This is a genomic window from Bradyrhizobium sp. NP1, assembly GCF_030378205.1.
In the GTDB taxonomy this organism is placed as follows: Bacteria; Pseudomonadota; Alphaproteobacteria; order Rhizobiales; family Xanthobacteraceae; genus Bradyrhizobium.
Window position 1 is genome coordinate 6,274,186 of the sequence record NZ_CP127385.1, and the last position, 16,681, is coordinate 6,290,866.

Genomic DNA, 16,681 nt, shown 5'->3' on the forward strand with positions numbered 1-16,681 from the left:
CGCTCAGCCTCCCCTCAGCACATCGGAAAGCCGCGGCCAGGACGGCAGCTCGGCTGCCGCATGGGCAGGCGCATCAGTGCGTTCCGCAGCGCGCAGCTTGGCCGAGCGCGCGCGCGGATTTTTTGCCTCCTCGGCCTCGCCCGGCGTCACCGGCCGCTTGGTCAGGATCGCAAAGCTCGGCGCTACTTGCGCGATTTCGGGCCGGTGCCGGGAGCCGCCGGCGCTCTTGCCGCGCTCGGCGAAGAAGTTCTTCACGATGCGGTCTTCCAGCGAATGGAACGACACGACCACGAGCCGCCCGCCCGGCCTGAGCACGCGCTCGGCCGCCGACAGCGCGCCATGGAGCTCGTCGAGCTCCTCGTTGACGAAGATGCGCAAGCCCTGGAACGTCCGGGTGGCCGGGTGAATGTCACCGGGCTTGGCGCGGACCACGGAGGCGACGATGTCGGCGAGCGCCCGCGTCGTCGTGATCGGCGCCTGCCGGCGCGCGGCGACAATCGCGCGGGCAACGGTGCGTGAATGCCGTTCCTCGCCGAAGATGTAGATGATGTCGGCAAGCTCGCGTTCGCTGGCCCTGGCGACCACGTCCGCCGCGGTCGGACCGGCATGGCCCATCCGCATGTCGAGCGGACCGTCGAGGCGGAAGGAAAAGCCGCGGCCGGCCTCGTCGAGCTGCATCGAGGAGACGCCGACGTCCATCACGACGCCATCAACGGCGGCGCAGCCCTGCGCGGCGCACACCTCGGCAAGATTGGAGAAACGGTCCTCGACCAGCGTGAGCCGGCCGTCCGCCCGGTCGACCAGGTCGAAGCCGCCGGCGATCGCATTGCGGTCGCGGTCGATACCGATCAGGCGGGTTCCCGCGATCTTCAGGATCGCCCGGCTGTAGCCGCCGGCGCCGAAGGTCGCGTCGACATAGACGCCGCCCTCCTTCGGGGCGAGCCAGGCGATGGCTTCGTCCGCCAATACCGGGATATGGCGAGGAACCAGCATCATGCGCCGACCCCCGGCTGATTCCGGCGGCAAAATTGGAAACTGGACGCGACCGGGCCCATTGCGCCTTATACTCCCGCGCCCGGCCCGGCCGCTCCGGATGGAGCGCCGCAGACGCGCGCGATCGCCTTCACCGCGGATCCCGGGCCGCAGCCCCTGTTTTCCGCAAGGAATTTGCTGGCCTGCCATTGGGGTCGAACAAACCGCTGCGGCCGTCCCCGGACCGGTTTCGGCTCTTCACGACTTAGTAACGGCAGTTAGCGTTAAGAAAGCGTTGAAGCGAATGTTAGAATCGGGACCACTGGTGATGCGTTGTCCACACACTTCCGTCAAAATGCGGCGGACCTGCGCAGTTCCCGGATTGCGCTGCAGCAAGGGTGAATGAATAGTAAACCCCGATCGGTGGTCGTACCGCCGTCCTGCCCGGCTTGAGTTCAACGATGTCGCTTGGTTCGTTCGTGTCCGATGGTGTTGATTCGAAGCGTCAACGCGCCCTTCCGATTCCCAGGGCCAGCACGAGCATGCGGACCTTTACCCCGGATTCCTCGATCGCCTCCGACGTGATCCCGTCGGCGAACTATGGCGAGCGCAACAAGGGCCGGCTGCCCGACATGATCCTGCTGCACTACACCGGCATGCCGGACGTGGAAGCGGCGATCGCCCAGCTTTGCACGCCGGGCACCGACGTCTCGGCCCACTACATCGTGCTCGAGGATGGCCGCATCGTGCAGCTCGTTCCCGAAGCCAAGCGCGCCTGGCATGCCGGCGTATCGTCCTGGGCGGGCGAGGACGACATCAACTCCTGCTCGATCGGGATCGAGATCGTCAACCGCGGACATGACTGGGGCTATCCGGAGTTCCCGCTGCGCCAGATCGCCGCCGTGATCGCGCTCTGCCGCGGCATCATGCTCCGCCGCAACGTGCCCTCGCACCGGGTGCTCGCGCATTCCGACGTAGCGCCGGCGCGCAAGAAGGACCCGGGCGAGAAGTTCCCGTGGCATTCGCTGGCCAATTCCGGGGTCGGTCATTGGGTGCAGCCGGCGCCGATCGTGCGTGGCGAGACGCTCAAGCTTGGCACCATCAGTGACGACGTCGCGCACATGCAACGCGCGCTCGCCAAATACGGCTACGGCGTGCCGGTCACCGGCAAATATGACGGCGCCACCATGGAAGTGGTCTCGGCTTTCCAGCGCCACTTCCGTCCCGCCCGCATCGACGGCGTCGCCGACCACTCGACGCTCGTCACGCTGCAGGCGCTGCTGGCGAGCCTGCCGCCGGACGCGATCGCCGCAGCGACGTAGCCTTAGCCGCGATCGAGCTCGGCGATCCGCAGCGCATAGAACCGCCGCAGTGGTTCGAGCTGAGTGGCTTCGGCTGCCGCCTGATAGGCCTCGCGGGCCGCTTCCTTGCGGCCGAGCCGGCGCAACAGATCGGCGCGCACCGCGGGCAGCAGGTCATAGCCGTCGAGATGCCCGCGGGCCTCGATCGAGGAGATCAGATCGAGCGCACGCGCCGGGCCGTCCACCATCGACACCGCTGCGGCATGATTGAGCTCGACGACCGGCGAGGGGCTGATCCGCAGCAGCACCTCGTAGAGCCCGGCGATCTGCTGCCAGTCGGTTTCCCGATAGCTCGGCGCGCGCGCATGCAGCGCGGCGATCGCGGCCTGCACCACATAGGATTGCGGCCGGCCCGGTATCCGCAGCGCTTCATCGACGAGCCGCAAGCCTTCGGCGATCTGATGATAGTTCCACAGCGAGCGGTCCTGCTCCTCGAGCAGCACGATGTCGCCGGCTTCGGTCTCGCGCCCGGCGCGACGGGCGTCGTGCAGCAGCATCAAGGCGAGCAGTCCCTTGATCTCGCCGCGCGCCGGCACCAGACCGTTGAGCAGACGCGCCAGCCGGATCGCCTCGCGCACCAGGTCCGGCCGCATCAGCCCTTCGCCTGACGTCGCCACATAGCCCTCGGTGAAGACGAGATAGATGACCGCGAGCACGCCGCGCAGCCGCGGCTCCAGCGCGTCGCGATCCGGCACCTCGTAAGGGATGCCGGCGAGCCTGATCTTCTGCTTGGCGCGCAACAGGCGCTGCGCCATCGCATCCTCGCCGATCAGGAATGCGCGCGCGACCTCGGCGGTCGTCAGCCCGCAGACGGTGCGCAGCGTCAGCGCCACCTGCACCTCGGGCGCGAACGCCGGATGGCAGCAGGTGAAGATCAGCCGCAGCATGTCGTCGTCGAAAACCTGGTCGGCCGCCGCCTCGTCCGCCGGCAGCGCATAAAGCTCGATGTCGTGCGCGAGCGCGCGCTGCCGGTCGCGAAACGCCGCCTGCCGGCGCAGCCGGTCGATCGCCTTGTTGCGTCCGACATTGACGAGCCAGGCACGCGGATTGGAGGGCGGCGGCTCTGCCGGCCAGCGCTCGAGCGCCGCGGCAAACGCATCCTGCAGCGCGTCCTGGGCGAGATCGAAATCGCCGACCAGGCGGATCAGCGTCGCAAGCGACCTGCCCGCTTCGTCGCGAAATATCTTTTCGATCTCGCCTGGCGTCATGCGGTCGCGCCCATGAATGAGTCTCAGTTCGGGTCTGCGGGCATTGCCCGCAGACCCGTTTGCATATCGGCGCGCGCGCCCGAACCCGGCCGCTCGGCCCGCGCCCCGGAACAGCAGCGGGGCCATCAATCATAGACCCAGATCGGACGCACCTCGATCGAGCCGATCCGGGCGCTGGGGATCCGCGCGGCCATGGCAATTGCGGCGTCGAGATCCTTGGCGTCGACCAGATAGTAGCCGGCGAGCTGCTCGCGGGTTTCCGCGAACGGACCGTCGGTGGTCAGCGTCTTGCCGTCGCGCACGCGCACCGTGGTCGCGGTCGTGGTCGGCCGCAGCCGGTCGCCGGCCTTGAAGTTGCCGCTCTGGATGATGGACTGCGTGAAGGCAGCATAGGCTTCCATGTTGTTCTTGGCGGTCGCCGGATCGATCTTCGCGTATTCCGCCTCGTTCTGGTAGATCATCAAGAGGTACTGCATGTCACTTGCTCCTGTTGTTGTCGGCTTGTTGCCGACATCCAGTCGAACGGGCGCGGGCCAAAACGACATCTCCGCGAAAATTATTTTGGCCGACGGAAAAGCGCGAGTTTCAGGCTCCCGCGCTCGGCACGAGGGGGGACATCATGATCGCGCCTTGGTTTGGGCGGTTTCGGCGAGCCGGCGCTTCAGGTCCCTGACTTCCTCGAAGCGGGCCGTGACATCACGCATCACAGCCACGGTTCCGGATGTCTCGCCTCGCTCGTTTCGCAACAACGCAATGGTGAACTCGACCGAGATGCGCCGTCCGCCCTTGGCCAGCGCCGGCACGGACAACAGATCGCCGTGACCGTATCGGCTCGTTCCCGTCTCCATCGTATGGCGAAAGCCTGTCCAGTGCCGCGCGCGCAGATTCTCGGGAATGATCAGGTCGAGCGATTGTCCCTCCGCTTCCGCGGGCGAGAAGCCGAAGATGCGCTCTGCGCCGGGATTCCAGAAGGTGATCAGCCCGTCGCGATCGGTCGCAACGATCGCGTCGGACGCGCTTGCAAGCAACGCGTCGGCAATTCCGGCTGGACTGTTCGTCAAGCTGGCCATGTCCGCTCCATTCGCTGATCTGTCCCCTGCCCATGCACTATATCGGGCATCGACCAGGCCGGTATCAAATGAAGATGCGCGTCGCTTGCGCGCACCCAACCACTTGACGCGGCGGGATAAAATCATCATGCAGGGGCGTCAGTCGGCCGGACGGCCGCTCCGGCAAGCGCCGAAAGGCCGCCGGGGAGGAAAGTCCGGGCTCCATCGACATGCGGTGCCGGATAACATCCGGCGGGGGCGACCCCAGGGAAAGTGCCACAGAGAACGAACCGCCCGCCTTTGCCTTCGGGCTTTGGCGGGTAAGGGTGAAAAGGTGCGGTAAGAGCGCACCGCGGCTCCGGCAACGGGGCCGGCATGGTAAACCCCACCGGGAGCAAGACCGAATAGGGACGGCAACGCGGGCAGTTCGCGAAAGCGACAACGTCCGCGGGAGCGATGTCAGGCTCGCTGTCCGGGTAGGTTGCCCGAGGCCATGTGCGAACATGGCCCCAGAGGAATGGCCGTCACGTATCGGCTCGCGCAAGCGGGGCGGTGCCCTACAGAACCCGGCTTACAGGCCGGCTGATGCTCTAAAAGCGTTTTCAAGCGAAGTGGACTTCCGGTTCGCGTGAAGAAAACGCGACTAAGAAAGAGAATGAGGGGTTCGGCGCCAGCGCGCCGGACCCCTCGCCATTTTTCAGGCTGGGTTGAGCGCGCTGATGGTGACGTAATATCCGTCAGGGTCCCGGAGCGAAAACTCCGTCGTTCCGGTGTTGGGATTCAGATGTGGCTCCTCTTCCAGGCGGCTGACGAGTGCGCGCGCCCTTGGCAAAGCCACGTCGAAATTGTCGACCCGGAAGAACAGCAGCAGGCCGTTGCCAGGCTTGGCGTGGTGCGGACTTGTCAACGTGGGATGTTCGTGAGCACCCCACGCGTGCAGACAGAGCAGAACCGTTCCGTCGGAGTCGACGATTTGCCCGAAATAGTCGTGCGCCGGCATCGTCTCCGGCAGGCCAAGCAGCGACTGGTACCATTTGAAGCTCCTCGGCACGTCAGCGACGCCAATGATCGTCCATATGCGCTTCATGACTTCCTCTGCGGCCGAACGATCATCGGAATTGTTCCTTAGCCGCCCATAACGAGATCTTCAATGCGGATCGGGAAGCGCCGGACACGCACGCCGGTCGCATGCCAGACTGCGTTGGCAATCGCGCCGACGGTGCCGGTGATGCCGATCTCGCCAACGCCCTTCACGCCGAGCGGATTGACGTAAGGATCATCCTCCGCAACGAGGATCGCGTCCAGCGAGGGCACGTCCGCGTTGACCGGCACATGATACTCCGCAAGGTCGGCATTCATGATCCGGCCAGTCCTGCGGTCGACGATTGCCTCTTCCTGCAACGCGAAGGACAGGCCCCAGATCATGCCGCCAAAATACTGGCTGCGCACAAGTCGGGGGTTGATGATGCGCCCCGCAGCGAAGGCACCGACCAGGCGTGTCGCTCGCACCTGGCCGAGGTCGGGATCGACCTTCACCTCGGCAAAGACGGCGCCGTGCGAAAACATCGCATGAGCCTCGGCAGCCTCCGGCGCACGCGCGGCCTTGGCCGTGCCGACCACCTCGGCGCGGCCGGCGCGGGCAAGGATCTCCGCATAGCTTTCGCTGCGCTCTTCGTCGCCGCGGCGATGCAGCCGACCGGAGCGGGCCACCACGCCGATATTGCCGGCGCCGAACAGCGGCGATGCAGGATCGGTGGTGGCGAGTTCCGCGAGCCGGGCGATCGCATCCTCACCGGCATTGTGGAGTGCGAGGCCGGCACTCGCCGTATGGCCGGAGCCGCCGGCTATGCCGCCGTCGGGTAGATTTGATATCCCGGAATGGAATTCGACCTCGTCGGGGTCGAGACCGAGCGCCTCCGCCGCGATCTGGGCCAGCGCCGTCCAGGCGCCCTGTCCCATGTCGGCGCCGGCCGTTTCCACCAATGCGGTTCCGTCGGCACGCAAGGTGGCGCGCGCCTCGGCCGGGAAATGCGGGCAATGGAACAGCGCCGTGCCCATGCCCCAGCCGACGAGGAATCCGTTCTCATCCCGCATCCGGCGCGGCGCGAGCGGCCGGCCCGCCCAGCCGAAACGTTTCGCCCCTTCGGCGTAGCATTCGCGCAGCGCCTTCGACGAAAACGGCCTGCCGGTGCCCGGCTCCGTCTCGGCGTAGTTGGCCAGCCTGAAGTCGAGCGGATCCATGCCGCAGGCTTCGGCGGCCTCGTCCATCGCGACTTCGAGCGCCGCCGATCCGGACGCCTCGCCGGGTGCGCGCATCGGTCCCGGCGTGCCGATGTCGAGCCGCAGGCCCTCGTGCTCGGCGAGAATAGCCGGGCTGGCATAGAGCGGCAGCGACGCGTTTGCCGCCGGCTCGATGAATTCGTCGAAGCTGGAGGTCGCGCAAAGCGCATGGTGATGGAGCGCGGTAAGGCGCCCGTCCTGATCAGTGCCGATGCGCAGCTTCTGCCAGGTGTGGGCGCGATGGCCGACCGGGCCGTACATCTGCGCCCGGGTGAGCGCGAGCTTGACCGGCCGCTTGAGCATGCGGGCGGCCAGGATCGCGAGGATCTGCGGTCCGTTGAGGATCGCCTTCGAGCCGAAGCCGCCGCCGAGGAATGGCGAGCGGATCAGCACGTTCTCGGCCGGGATGCCGAAATAGGCCGCATAGGAAGCACAGCTCAGCGCCATGGCCTGGTTGGGCATGTCGAGGGTCACGCGGTCGCCGTCCCACTGCGCGACCACCGCGTGCGGCTCCATCGCGTTGTGGTATTGCGACGGCGTGAGATAGTCGGCTTCCGTCACTTGGGCAGCAGCCGCAAGGCCGGCCTCGATGTCGCCATGGGCCGTCCGCGGCGGGGAGCCGATGCCGACGGCGGCAAGATCGCAGCGCTCGCCGCTGTCAGGTCCCGTGCGGGCGCTCTCGACTTCGTATCGCGGATTGAGCAGTGCTGCTCCCTCCGTTGCCGCCTCGAGCGTCTGCGCGATCACCAGCGCGATCGGCTGGTTGACGTAGCGAACGCGGTCGTTCTGAAGCACCTCCACGCGAAACCCGAACGGCGGCATCTTCTCGTCCGGATCATGCGCCAGTGGCGGGCGGTTGGCCGGCGTGAGCACCTCGACGACGCCGGGATGCGCCTTGGCGGCCTCGACATCGAGCGCCGTGACACGCCCGCGCGCGATGCTGCTGACGGCGGTGACGGCGTAGAGCATGCCTTCGGGGTGGTTGTCGGCGGCATAGGTCGCGCGGCCGGTGACCTTGAGCACGCCGTCACGGCGCGTCAGCGGCTGGCCGGCATTCGACCCGTGCCGGCGGTGCTGGGTGGCTTGGGCAGTCTCAAGCGACATGGTTCGCTCCGGGAATGGTGGAGAAGGGCGAGGCCGGCAGCGCGGGCATGACCTCTGGCGTGCCTTGCAGAGCGAGGCTCAAGGCGCGCACGACGATGCGGCGCGCCAGTTCGATCTTGAAGGCGTTGTCGCCGGACGGCCGTGCCTGCGCGAGCGCCAGCTCGGCCGCTCTCGCGAAGGCCTTCGCGGTGGGGCGCTCGCCCTCCAGCGCGACTTCCGCCTCTCGCGCGCGCCAGGGCTTTGCGGCGACACCGCCGAGCGCGATGCGCGCGCTACGGATCGCGCCGCTTTCGATCTGAAGTCCCGCCGCCGCCGCAACGACGGCAAAGGCATAGGAGGTGCGCTCGCGCAGTTTCAGATAGCGCGCATGGCGCGAGAAGGTGGCGGCTTCCGCCGGGAGTCTCACTGCGACGATGAGTTCGCCCGGCGCCAATGCGGTTTCCCGTTCAGGCGTCGCGCCGGGCAGGACATGCAAAGTGTCGATCGGGATTTCGCGGGTGCCATGCGGACCCTCGATTTCGACAACCGCATCGAGCGCAACCAGCGGCACGCAGAAGTCGGAAGGGTGCGTGGCGATGCACTGCTCGCTCCAGCCGAGCACGGCGTGGAGGCGGTTCTCGCCCGCGCGCGCATCGCAGCCGGATCCGGGCGCGCGCCGGTTGCAGGCGCTTGCGAGGTCGTGGAAATAGGCGCAGCGCGTCCGCTGCATCAGATTGCCGCCCACGGTCGCCGCGTTGCGAAGCTGCGCTGACGCTCCCGAAAGCAACGCTTCGGCGACCGCCGGAAAGACCTGCGCGAAGCGCTGGTCATAGGCGAGGTCGGAATTGCGAACCAGCGCGCCGATGCGCACGCCGCCGTCCGGCAGCCATTCGATGCGGTCGAGGCCGGGCAGCCGTGTGATGTCGATGACCCGCTCGGGCCGTGCGGCGCCCCCCTTCATCACGTCAAGCAGATTGGTGCCGGCTGCCAGATAGACCGATCCCCGACGGGCCGCGGCCGCGACGGCCTCCGGCACGCTGGCCGGCCTTACGTAGTCGAAGCGATTCATGCCGCGTCCTTCCGGTTACGTTCTGCGAGCGTCTTCTGCGCTTCCAGCACCGCTTCGGTGATGCCCTGATAGGCGCCGCAGCGGCAGATGTTGCCGCTCATCAATTCGCGGATGCGCTCCGGATCGTCTCCGGCATGGCCTTCCGCGATGAGACCGACGGCGCTCATGACCTGACCCGGCGTGCAGTAGCCGCACTGGAAGCCGTCATACGCGATGAAGGCGGCCTGGACCGGGTGCAGCGTCTCGCCGCCGGCGAGCCCCTCGATCGTGGTGACCTTGGCGCCGTCGAGGCTGGCAGCCAGCACGAGGCAGGAATTGATGCGCCGTCCGTCGACGAGCACGGTGCAGGCGCCGCACTGTCCCCGGTCGCACCCCTTCTTGGTGCCCGTCAGGTCGAGCCGCTCGCGCAACAGGTCGAGCAGCGTCACCCGCGGGTCGTCGAGCGCAATCGCTCGCGGCAGACCATTGACGGTGAGGCTGATGGAGAGTGACATCAAGGTACTCCATTCAGTGATCGTGATGTATGGATCGAAGCCGCCGACCGGCGGCAGGAAAGCGGGCGCGGAGGGATCTGAACGGTCCATCGGCCCTGACCGGGAATGGGTGCGTTGCGCGTTGTCCCGGCCTACTGGCTATTTATACGGAGGAACCCTCCGTTTATCAAGAGGGAACAAGCCCTGGCTGGACACAAAAATGGGAAGTGAAACCGCAAAGGCAAACCGCAAGCCGCGCGCGGATTCGATTCGCAATCGCGAGCTTCTTCTTGAAGCGGCGACGCAGGTGTTCAGCGCCGGCGGCCAGCAGGCGAGCCTGGAGGCGGTTGCGCGCCGGGCGGGGGTCGGGATTGGCACGCTCTATCGCCATTTCCCCACGCGGGAAGCCCTGTTCGAAGCGGTCTACCGGCACGAGGTCGATCAGCTGGGGGCGCTCGCCGAACGGCTTGCGCGCGACGCCGCGCCCGTGGAGGCGCTGCGCCAATGGCTGCATGCCAACGTCCGCCTCGTGGCTACCAAGAAAGGCATGGTCGAAGCTCTGCAACTCGTCGCCCACGGCTCGACCGAGCTGAAGGCCTATTCGTTCGAGCGGCTGACCGATGCGATCGGCCTCTTGCTCGAGCGCGGGGTCAAGGCCGGCGAGCTGCGCTCCGACATCGCGCCGGAAGACCTGCTGCGAACCCTCATCGGAATCTTCTATTCCCAGGGCACAGCCGACTGGCAGCCGACCGCGCAGCGCCTTGTTGACGTCTTCGTCGACGGGCTCCGCAAGCGCTGACACAATCGTACGAGGTTGGATCGCAGCTGGTGCGGCGGTTCAGAAGTCCGCATCATTCTGACCCACGAGTTCGCAATGCGGACTTCTGAACCAAAGCCGCACCAGGTCTATAATTTGCTGGTGTCCTTCAATTTCGAAGTTCGCAAGGGAGGATGCCGCGGAATGATGCGAACTTCGGAATTGGGACACTAGTGGAAACGTCCGCCTATGCGGTTCTGCTGTTCGGCGCGCTGGCCGGCGGCTTCATTTCCGGCCTCGCCGGGTTCGGCACCGCGCTGATGGCGCTCGGCATCTGGCTCTTTGTGCTGCCGCCGTCGCTTGCGGTGCCGCTGGTGCTGAGCTGCTCGGTGATCGCCCAGAGCCTGACCCTGCCCTCGATGTGGAAGGATTTCGATCTCTCGCTGGTCTGGCCGTTCCTGATCGGCGGGCTCGCCGGGGTGCCGCTCGGCACGCTCCTGATCGCGCATGCCGACCCTGCCGTCTTCAAGCTGACGATCGGCGTGTTCCTGGTGGTGTTTCCGGTCGTGCTGCTGCTGCAGCGGCGGCCGATGGCGTTCCGCTTCGGCGGCAGGCTCGCCGACGGCGCGATCGGATTCGCCGGCGGCATCATGGGCGGGCTCGCGGGCCTTTCCGGGCCGCTGCCGATCCTGTGGGCGAGCGTGCGCGGCTGGGGCAAGCATGAGCGGCGCGGCGTGTTCCAGATCTACAACTGGACGGTGCTGCTGACGGCGCTCTGCCTGCAGATCGGCTCCGGCCTCGTCGAGCGGCGGGTGATCTGGCTGATCCTGCTCGCCTTTCCCGGCACGCTGATCGGCACCCGGCTCGGCGCGCGGGTCTATCGCGCGCTCAGAGACCGCCATTTCGCCGACGTGGCGTTCGTGCTGTTGTTTTTTTCCGGTGTTGGCCTGGTCTGGAACAGCCTCGCGCGTTGAGTTGGCGCCGCCTCACCCGCACGGCCAACGCCGCAGCACGGCTCTGAATGTCTGTCTCGACACTCACCGCCCCCTGTGCTCCTGCCATTTTTTTTCGCCGATCAGACAGGGCACCCGGGGCTCTTTCTCGGCGGCCGGGACGATCCGATGCTCCGGCGTGAAGCCTGCAACTTCGAGAACAAGCTTGGTCCGGATCGCTTCCTGGAATTTTTCGCGATCCTTGATCGTCATGATGAAGGCGCCCGGCCCTCCGATCACGCAGTCCTCGTAATAGAGATCGAGATTCTCGATATCGATCGTCGAATAGGATGGCTCCTTCACCATGATAGGCAGGCCGTTGATGATGACGCCCTTCGCCACGGCAGCGTCGCGCGCGACGGTCACGGGGGCTCCGTCGTTGTTCGGCCCGTCGCCGGAAATATCGATGACGCGCCGCAACCCGTGATAGGGATTCTCTTCGAACAGCTGCACTGCGAAATCGATCGCGCCGGAAATCGAGGTGCTCGAACCGCGGCGAACCGGCGTTTTCATGATCTCGGCGGCCACGGCATCCGCCGATTCCGGGCCGTCGATCACCCGCCAGGGAATGATGATCTTCTCGTCGCCCGACATCGACCACTCGAAATAGGTCACGGCCACCTTGCTGCCCGGACCGGCCCTCAGCGCCTGAAGGAAGTCTTTCGAGACGATGGCCTGTGCGTAGCCCTCGCGCTGAATGGCAAGTTCGTCCATATCCATCGAATAGGAGACGTCGACGGCGATAACGAGCTCGACATTGACGGATGGCACATTGTGCCTGGTGTCGGCGAATCGAGATTTCGGGCTCGGCGCGGCAATGCCAGCAACGTCACCTCCGACTATCGCCCCCGCAATAAGCACCGCCCCGACCGAGACACACCAGCGCACGGCGGCCCTCCCGTCCGTTCAGGGGATGGTGACACCCAAACCGCGCCGCGAAAAGCGGAAACTCGCAATTGTCGTTCACGTTCGCAGCAATCGAGGCGTGATCTCAGCGCGCGATCCGCCGCAGCACCTCGCCGATCATGTCGACGCCGGCATCGATCTCGCGCTCGTTCCAGGCGGCGAAGCCGAGAAACAGGCCGCGCTCGCTGGTCCTGCCGACAAAGAGCGGTGACAGCGCGCGCGCCGTGACGCCTGCGTCGCGAAGCTGCCTGACGACGGCGACATCGTCGGTCGGCCGGCGCAAGTGCGCGACAAGCTGCATCCCGCCGCTCGGCGGAACCACGCGCAGCCGCTCGCCGGCGGCCCGCTCCAGCGCGCGCACGAAATGATCGCGCCGGTCGCGGTAGAGGCGCGACATCTTGCGGATATGGGCCGCGAAATGGCCGTCCTCGATGAACGCGGCCAGCGCGTCCTGCAGCGGCGCGGCACCGAGCTGGCCGGCATGGCGCTGTGCCCGCCCGAACAGATCGACATAGCCCGGCGGCACCACGACATAGCCCAGCCGAATGTCCGGGCAGGTCGATTTGGAAAACGTGCCGACATAGAAGATGCGGCCGGCCGCATCGAGCCCTTGCAACGCAGCCACCGGCCGGCCGTCGAAGTGGAACTCGCTGTCATAGTCGTCCTCGATGATCAGCGCGCCCGCGGCCGCGGCGAAGCCGAGCAATTGCTGGCGCCGCGCAACGTCCATCAGGCGGCCGGTCGGATACTGGTGCGATGGCGTGACGAAGATCAGCCGCGGCTGATCGTTGCGGCCGTCGATCGCGAGCCCGCTGCCGTCGAGCGCGACGCCGCAGACGCGCGCGCCGGCGGCCTCGAGCGCGACGCGCGCGCCGATATAGCCGGGGCTCTCCAGCCAGGCGAGATCGCCGGCATCGAGCACGACCCGCGCGACGAGCTCGATCGCAGCTTGCGCCGACGGCAGGATCATCACCTGGCGTGCATCCGCCCTGACGCCGCGGTGTTCGACCAGATAGCGCAGCAGCGCGGCCTGCAGCGCCGGCCGGTTCACCTCGGATGCGCCGCTTGCCGGCCGGCCGCGCGCCGCGCGGCGCAGGTAGCGCGCCCAAAGATCGTGCGGAAATTCGCGCGCGTCGGCGAGCCCGGGCTGGAACGGCCGCGGCACCCCGTCGTCGAGGATCGGCCAGTCCGCCCGCGAAAGCCGCCTCGCCCATTGCGACATCCGTGGCTGCGCCGCCATGCCCCGCGATGCGGGCCGCGCACGCATGAGGCCGGCCTTCGTTCCGGCGACGGCCGGACGGCGCCCGCGCGACAGCAGCAGATATCCCTCCATCGCCAGCTGATCGACGACCGCCGACACCGTGTTGCGCGACAGGCCGAGCTGCGTCGCGAGACTTCGGCTCGACGGCAGGCGGTAGCCCGGCGCAAGCGCGCCCGAGAGGATCGCCTGGCGCAGCGCGTTGCAGAGCTGCCGCGTCAGCGTCTCACCCGGTTTCGGCTGCAGCGCGACGTCGATCAGGCCGGACAGTATCTCGGTCATCGAACTGGCACCATGATTTTATCACAAATGGAGCTTTTCAAGATACCAGTTAGACCTATGATGCCTTGTCCGTCCAGCCGCCGCGGCTTCGCGCGGCGCATCTTTTTGAAAGTGCCGACCGTTCCATGGACCATGCCCTTTCCCGCCGCGCGGCGCTGATGCTGTTTGCGGTCGTCGTGTTCGCCTGGGGCCTCAACTGGTCCGTCACCAAGGTCATCGTGCAGAGCGTGACGCCGCTCTGGACCACCACGATCCGCTCGGCGGTGGCGACGGTGGCGCTCGCCGTGCTGCTCGCCGCGCGCCGGCAGCTCATCCTGCCGCCCCGCCGCGACATGCCGGTCGTCGTCGCGATCGCGATGCTGCACATGGTGGCGTTCTCGGCGCTGGTCGCGTTCGGCCTGCAGTTCGTCCCGGCGGGGCGATCGGCGGTGCTCGGCTACACGACACCGCTGTGGGTGGTACCTGGCGCCTGGCTGTTCCTGCGCGAGCCGATGAGCCGGATGCGCCTTGCCGGCGTCGGGCTCGGCCTCGCCGGCATCGCCGTGATGTTCAATCCGCTGGCCTTCGACTGGAGCGACCACAAGGCGTTCATCGGCAGCGGATTGATCCTGCTCGCGGCGCTGTTCTGGGCCGCCAACATTCTCTACGTCCGCTCGCACAAATGGATCGCGACGCCGTTCCAGCTCACCTTCTGGCAGACGCTGCTGGCAACCTTCGTGCTTGGGGCGATGGCGCTCGCGGTCGACGGCCCGCCGCATATCGAGTGGACGCCGCGTCTTGTCGCCGGCTTTCTCTACGGCGGCATCATCGGCACGGTGCTGGCCTACTGGGCGATGGCCACCGTCAACCGCAGCCTGCCGGCGGTGACGACATCGCTCGGCATCCTGGCGACGCCGGTGGTCGGCCTGGCCAATTCGGCGATCGCGTTCGGCGAGCCGATCACCGCATCGCTGGTCTGCGCGATGGCGATGATCCTCGGCGGCATCGCCATCGGCACGCTTCCCGCCGGCAGCGGACGCGCCGATCGCAAGAGCGACGCGCCCGCCCTTGGCAAGGCCGGCGAGGTAATGGCGGAGTGAGCGCGATAGCCGAGATCTATCGGGCTATCGCGCTTTAGCTTTTTGTTCGAGCATGATCTCCGCGCAAACGCGTTCCGCGCTTGTCGCGAGGGATCATGCTCCTTACTCCGCCGCCGACATGCGGGCGAACTCCGCGACCTGACGCTCGAACAGGCTGCGATAGAGGCCGCCGGGCCGCGCCGCAAGCGCGGCGTGGTTGCCCTGCTCGATGATCCGGCCGCGGTCGAACACCAGGATGCGGTCGAGGCTGCGCACCGTCGACAGCCGGTGCGCGATCACGATCGCGGTGCGCCCCTTCATCAGCCGTTCCATCGCCTCCTGGATCAGCGCCTCCGATTCCGAATCGAGGCTCGAAGTCGCCTCGTCCAGGATCAGGATCGGCGCGTCCGCCAGGAACGCGCGCGCCAGCGCCACGCGCTGCCGCTCGCCACCCGACAGTTTCACGCCGCGCTCGCCGACCAGGGTGCCGTAGCCCTTGGGCAGGCGCAGGATGAAGTCATGCGCGTTGGCGAGCCGCGCCGCCTGCTCGATCGCGGCCATGCTGGAGCCGGGCCGGCCATAGGCGATGTTCTCGGCCAGTGACCGGTGAAACAGGATCGGGTCCTGCTGCACGATCGCGATCTGGCTGCGCAGCGAGTGCTGCGTCACTCGCGCGATGTCCTGGCCGTCGATCAGGATGCGGCCGCCGGAGACGTCATGGAGCCGCTGCACCAGCTTGACGAAGGTGGTCTTGCCGGAGCCGGAGCGGCCGACCAGGCCGACCCGCTCGCCGGCGCGGATCTCGATCGACAGCCCGTCATAGAGCGGCTCGCGATGGCCGCCATAGTGGAACACGACGTTGTCGAACACGATGCGTCCGTTCGTGATGTCGATCGGCCGCGCGTCGGGCGCATCGACAATCCCGATCGGCTCGTCGTGGATCGCGACCAGCTCCTCCATGTCATTGACCGAGCGCTGCAGGTTGTTGAAGTGCATGCCGACGTCGCGCAGATAGGCGTGGATGATGTAGTAGCTCGTCAACACATAGGTGACGTCGCCCGGCGAGGCGCGCCCCGCGAGCCACAACAAGAGCGAGCCGCCGATCACGGAGGCGCGCAGGCAGAGCAGCACCGCAAGCTGCGCCGTGCTTGTGTAGTTGTAGCGCAGCCAGGTCCGTCGCACCCGCGTGCGCCAGCGGTTGATCACCCGCGCAAGCCGCGCATCCTCGCGCGCCTCCGCGCCGAACGACTTCACCACGGCGTTGCAGGTCAAGGCGTCGGCGAGCGTGCCGCCGACCTTGGTATCCCAGGCGTTGGAGACGCGCGCGGCGGGCGCGATGTAATGCGTCGAGAACGCGACCGTCATCGCCACATAGACGACCGCGCCAAGCGCGATCACGGCGCCGAGCGAAGACCAGTGCAGGCCGAGCAGGATCATCGAGCCCACCAGCACCGCGGCCGACGGCAGCAGCGCCATCAGCAGCGTGTCGTTGAGCAGGTCGATCGCCCACATGCCGCGGGTGACCTTGCGCACCGTGGAACCGGCGAAGCTGTTGGCGTGCCAGTCGGTCGAGAAGCGCTGCACGCGCATGAAGGTATCCTGCGCGATGTCGGACATGATGCGCAGCGTGAACGGCACGATCGCCTGCAGGCCGACCAGGCGCAGGACCATCGAGACCAGGCCGAGCGCCACGATCGCGCCGAACGCCGCCCAGGCCGCAGCCCGCGCGGCAGGGTCGGCGGCGCCCGCGGTCAGCGCATCGACCAGATGGCCGGAGAATACCGGCATGAACAGGTCGGCGACGGTCGCCCCGAGCAGGCCGCCGGCAACGGTGAGCGTCATCGCCGGCTGCTTCAGCCAGTGCCGGAACACGAACGGGATCACCAGGCGAATCGCCGCGGGTTTCTTGTTGTTTTGAGCGGTCATGGCGTCA

The 16,681-nt window shown here is 67.1% G+C and carries 15 protein-coding genes and 1 other RNA gene; 5 read left to right on the forward strand and 11 right to left on the reverse strand.

The annotated features are described in order from the left end of the window. Positions 1 to 3: 3 nt before the first annotated feature. Entirely contained in the window at positions 4 to 996 is a 993-nt protein-coding gene (gene rsmH, locus QOU61_RS30380) for a 16S rRNA (cytosine(1402)-N(4))-methyltransferase RsmH (RefSeq protein WP_289654883.1), read from the reverse strand. A gap of 518 nt (positions 997 to 1,514) precedes the next feature. On the opposite strand from rsmH, the gene QOU61_RS30385 reads away from it, so the two are divergent. Next, positions 1,515 to 2,294, forward strand: a complete 780-nt coding sequence (locus QOU61_RS30385; protein ID WP_289654884.1) for an N-acetylmuramoyl-L-alanine amidase — start codon at positions 1,515 to 1,517, stop codon at positions 2,292 to 2,294. A 2-nt stretch (positions 2,295 to 2,296) separates the two neighbouring features. Here QOU61_RS30385 and QOU61_RS30390 read toward each other — a convergent pair whose 3' ends face one another. From QOU61_RS30390 to QOU61_RS30400, 3 genes are all read right to left on the reverse strand, one after another. Continuing rightward, a complete protein-coding gene (locus QOU61_RS30390) occupies positions 2,297 to 3,541 on the reverse strand; it encodes an RNA polymerase sigma factor (protein WP_289654885.1) in 1,245 nt (414 codons plus the stop codon). A 125-nt stretch (positions 3,542 to 3,666) separates the two neighbouring features. Continuing rightward, positions 3,667 to 4,017, reverse strand: a complete 351-nt coding sequence (locus QOU61_RS30395) for a YciI family protein (protein WP_289654886.1) — start codon at positions 4,015 to 4,017, stop codon at positions 3,667 to 3,669. A gap of 141 nt (positions 4,018 to 4,158) precedes the next feature. Continuing rightward, the gene (locus QOU61_RS30400) at positions 4,159 to 4,611 is read right to left on the reverse strand and encodes a PAS domain S-box protein (RefSeq protein ID WP_289654887.1); all 453 of its coding nucleotides are present in this window, start codon (positions 4,609 to 4,611) and stop codon (positions 4,159 to 4,161) included. Between the two features lie 138 nt (positions 4,612 to 4,749). Between QOU61_RS30400 and rnpB the strand changes: the two genes are divergently transcribed. Further along, positions 4,750 to 5,180, forward strand: an RNA gene (gene rnpB / locus QOU61_RS30405) — RNase P RNA component class A. 107 nt (positions 5,181 to 5,287) lie between these two features. Here the strand turns inward: rnpB and QOU61_RS30410 are convergent. Genes QOU61_RS30410 through QOU61_RS30425 form a run of 4 tightly spaced genes read right to left on the reverse strand, consistent with a single transcriptional unit; the run spans position 5,288 to position 9,516 of the window. Then, positions 5,288 to 5,677 (reverse strand): VOC family protein, encoded by a 390-nt coding sequence (locus QOU61_RS30410; RefSeq protein ID WP_289654888.1) that lies wholly within the window; start codon positions 5,675 to 5,677, stop codon positions 5,288 to 5,290. Positions 5,678 to 5,715: 38 nt separating this feature from the next. Further along, positions 5,716 to 7,974, reverse strand: coding sequence for a xanthine dehydrogenase family protein molybdopterin-binding subunit (locus tag QOU61_RS30415; protein WP_289654889.1), 2,259 nt, complete (start codon positions 7,972 to 7,974; stop codon positions 5,716 to 5,718). Then, on the reverse strand, positions 7,964 to 9,022 hold the full coding sequence (locus QOU61_RS30420) for an FAD binding domain-containing protein (protein WP_289654890.1): 1,059 nt from the start codon (positions 9,020 to 9,022) through the stop codon (positions 7,964 to 7,966). Before QOU61_RS30420 ends, QOU61_RS30415 begins: the two co-directional genes overlap by 11 nt. Next, positions 9,019 to 9,516, reverse strand: coding sequence for a (2Fe-2S)-binding protein (locus QOU61_RS30425; RefSeq protein ID WP_289654891.1), 498 nt, complete (start codon positions 9,514 to 9,516; stop codon positions 9,019 to 9,021). The genes QOU61_RS30420 and QOU61_RS30425 overlap by 4 nt, the downstream gene beginning before the upstream one ends. Positions 9,517 to 9,715: 199 nt before the next feature. Here QOU61_RS30425 and QOU61_RS30430 point away from each other — a divergent pair, with 199 nt between their 5' ends. Continuing rightward, entirely contained in the window at positions 9,716 to 10,294 is a 579-nt protein-coding gene (locus QOU61_RS30430; protein WP_289661873.1) for a TetR/AcrR family transcriptional regulator, read from the forward strand. A gap of 191 nt (positions 10,295 to 10,485) precedes the next feature. Further along, positions 10,486 to 11,226: a sulfite exporter TauE/SafE family protein gene (locus tag QOU61_RS30435; RefSeq protein WP_289654892.1), complete on the forward strand. Its 741-nt coding sequence runs from the start codon at positions 10,486 to 10,488 to the stop codon at positions 11,224 to 11,226. Between the two features lie 63 nt (positions 11,227 to 11,289). On the opposite strand, the gene QOU61_RS30440 is transcribed toward QOU61_RS30435, so the two are convergent. Together QOU61_RS30440 and pdxR are read right to left on the reverse strand one after the other, a co-directional pair. After that, positions 11,290 to 12,132 carry a DUF1194 domain-containing protein gene (locus QOU61_RS30440; protein ID WP_289654893.1) on the reverse strand — a complete coding sequence of 281 codons (843 nt, stop codon included), beginning with the start codon at positions 12,130 to 12,132 and terminating at the stop codon, positions 11,290 to 11,292. Between the two features lie 103 nt (positions 12,133 to 12,235). Continuing rightward, positions 12,236 to 13,690 carry a MocR-like pyridoxine biosynthesis transcription factor PdxR gene (gene pdxR / locus QOU61_RS30445; protein ID WP_289654894.1) on the reverse strand — a complete coding sequence of 485 codons (1,455 nt, stop codon included), beginning with the start codon at positions 13,688 to 13,690 and terminating at the stop codon, positions 12,236 to 12,238. Between the two features lie 125 nt (positions 13,691 to 13,815). Between pdxR and QOU61_RS30450 the strand changes: the two genes are divergently transcribed. Further along, entirely contained in the window at positions 13,816 to 14,769 is a 954-nt protein-coding gene (locus QOU61_RS30450) for a DMT family transporter (protein WP_289654895.1), read from the forward strand. Positions 14,770 to 14,871: 102 nt separating this feature from the next. Here QOU61_RS30450 and QOU61_RS30455 read toward each other — a convergent pair whose 3' ends face one another. Continuing rightward, the gene (locus QOU61_RS30455) at positions 14,872 to 16,674 is read right to left on the reverse strand and encodes an ABC transporter ATP-binding protein (RefSeq protein ID WP_289654896.1); all 1,803 of its coding nucleotides are present in this window, start codon (positions 16,672 to 16,674) and stop codon (positions 14,872 to 14,874) included. Positions 16,675 to 16,681 lie beyond the last annotated feature (7 nt).